Source organism: Streptomyces sp. NPDC052036 (assembly GCF_040680495.1).
Lineage (GTDB): Bacteria > Actinomycetota > Actinomycetes > Streptomycetales > Streptomycetaceae > Streptomyces.
This window is the reverse complement of the sequence record NZ_JBFAWW010000109.1, coordinates 1-2,720: the sequence shown is the minus strand read 5'-3', so window position 1 is coordinate 2,720 and position 2,720 is coordinate 1. Positions and strand designations below refer to the sequence as shown.

The following is a 2,720-nucleotide window of genomic DNA, read 5'->3' as shown; positions in this document are numbered from 1 at the left end:
GACGCCACACCACCCGACGCCACAACCCCCAAACCACCCAACAACTCACCACGACCACCCGCCACCACCACAGCCCGATGCTCGAACACCGAACGACCACGCAGCAGCGACGACGCCGCACCCACCAGATCAAGTCCAGGACGCTCCGCCACAAACGCACGCAGGCGCTCAGCCTGCGCACACAACGCCGCCTCCGACTTCCCCGACACCACCCACGGCACCAGGCCTGACAGCTCCCCGTGAGGGTGGTCCCCGGGTTCCGATTCGTGCTCCGGGGCCTGCTCGACGATCACATGGGTGTTCGTGCCACTGGCTCCGAAGGCGGAGATGCCGGCCCGTCGCGGCCGGTCCAGCTCCGGCCACGCCCGCTGCTCCGTCAGCAGCTCCACCGCACCCGCCGACCAATCCACATGCGACGACGGCGCATCCACATGCAGCGTCTTCGGCAGCACACCATTGCGCAGAGCCATCACCATCTTGATGACCCCACCGACACCGGCGGCCGCCTGTGCGTGCCCGATGTTCGACTTCAACGACCCCAGGAACAAAGGCTGTTCGCCGCCACGCTCCTGACCGTACGTGGCAAGGAGTGCCTGGGCCTCGATCGGATCACCGAGCCGGGTGCCGGTTCCGTGCGCCTCCACCGCATCGACATCCGCCGCGCTCAGTCCGGCGTCGGCGAGCGCCTGCCGGATCACCCGCTGCTGCGACGGCCCGTTCGGCGCCGTCAGACCATTGCTCGCACCATCCTGATTGACCGCACTCCCCCGCACCACAGCCAACACCGGATGCCTCAGCCGCAGCGCGTCCGACAGACGCTCCACCACCAGCACACCCACACCCTCGGACCAACCAGTACCGTCCGCGCCCTCCGCGAACGCCTTGCACCGACCGTCCGACGACATCCCCCGCTGCCGGCTGAACTCCACGAACAGACCAGGCGACGACATCACCGTCACACCGCCCGCCAGCGCCATCCGACACTCATCGCGCCGCAGCGCCTGCACCGCCAGATGCAACGCCACCAACGACGACGAACACGCCGTGTCGACCGTGACCGCCGGGCCCTCCAAGCCGAACGTGTACGACAGCCGACCGGCCGCGATGCTGCCCGCGCTGCCGTTGAGCAGGTAGCCCTCGAGTTCTTCGGGGGCCTCGCCGACCCTGGACCCGTAGTCGTGGTACATCAGGCCCATGTAGACGCCGGTGCGGCTGCCCCGTAGCGACATCGGGTCGATACCGGCCCGCTCGATCGCCTCCCACGACGTCTCCAGCAGCAACCGCTGCTGCGGGTCCATCGCCAGCGCCTCACGCGGCGAGATCCCGAAGAACCCCGCATCGAACTCCGCCGCGTCATACAAAAACCCACCCGACCGCGAGTACGACTTCCCCACCGCATCCGGATCCGGATCGAAGAGACCCTCGACGTCCCAGCCCCGATCCGTCGGCCACTGCGACACGGCGTCGCCCGCCGAGACGACCAGCCGCCACAAGTCCTCCGGCGAGCGCACGCCACCCGGGAACCGGCACCCCATCCCCACGATCGCGACGGGTTCATGGGCATCGTCCTGCAGCTTGCGCAGGCGAGCACGGGTGTCGTGCAAGTCGGCGGCAGCCTGCTTGAGGTACGAACGCAGCTTGTCCTCGGTGTTCATTCTTCCCCCTTGCCTGCGGTCATGAAAGTCCGTCGCCTGGCTTCGCTGTCAGCTGCCGTTGTCGAGGAACTCGAAGAGCTCGTCGTCGCTGGCCGCGTCGAACCGGTCCGCACCGGACGGTTCGTCGAGGCTCGCCGCCTCGTCAGCGAGGTGCTTGGCGACGAGTTGCTGCACCCGGCTCAGGACGCGTTCGCGCGCCTGCTCGTCGGCGGCCAGGGTGGCGAGCACGGACTCCAGCTCGTCGAGGTCGCTGAGCACCCGGTCCGCCACCGACTCCTCTTCCGGTCGCAGTGCGTCCCACAGGTGGTCGGCGAGTGCGGCCGGCGTCGGGTAGTCGAAGGCCAGGGTGGCGGAGAGACGCAGACCCGTGACCCGCATCAGACGGTTGCGGAGTTCCACCGCGCCCAGGGAGTCGAAACCGAGCTCCTTGAAACTCTGGTGCGGCTTCACGGCGGTCGCGGTGGCGTGGCCGAGGACTCCGGAGGCCTGCGCGCAGACCAGATCGCGAAGCTGCTCGGTCCGCTCCGCCTCGGGGGCGGCTGCGAGACGCTCGGCCAGGGTCGCGGTGTCCATGGCCGGACCGTCGTCCGCCGTGGCCGCCTTCCGCTGCGCGGGCCTGCGGACCAGTTCCCGCAGGATGGCCGGCAGGTTTCCCGCGACGGCCTGCTCACGCAGGCTCGCCTCGTTCAGGACGGCGGGCAGGACGAAGGCCTCCCCGGCGCGTACGGCCGCGTCGAACAGGTCGAGTCCCTGCTCGGACGTCATCTCCGCGAGGCCGATCTGTGCGATGCGCCGCATGGCGACCGCGTCGAGGTGTTCCGTCATGTCGCTGCGCTCGGCCCAGAAGCCCCAGCCGAGGGCGGCTCCGGGCAGTCCGCTCGCCACTCGGTGTGCGGCGAGCGCCTCCAGGAACACGTTGGCCGCCGCGTAATGCGCCTGGCCGGAGCTTCCGAAGGTGGCCGCCGCGCCTGAGAAGAGGACGAAGGCGTTGAGGGGGTGGTGCTGGGTGAGGTCGTGCAGGTTGAACGCGGCGTCTATCTTCGAACGCAGGACACGGTCCAACTG

2 protein-coding genes are annotated in these 2,720 nt (G+C 69.3%); both read right to left on the bottom strand.

Going from position 1 to position 2,720, the window contains the following annotated elements; all coding sequences use genetic code 11:
* The coding region (locus tag AB0L95_RS42005) for a beta-ketoacyl synthase N-terminal-like domain-containing protein (RefSeq protein ID WP_365171927.1) at positions 1-1,655 on the bottom strand (1,655 nt) is incomplete at its 3' end.
* 48 nt (positions 1,656-1,703) lie between these two features.
* The coding region (locus tag AB0L95_RS42000; protein ID WP_365171925.1) for a beta-ketoacyl reductase at positions 1,704-2,720 on the bottom strand (1,017 nt) is incomplete at its 5' end.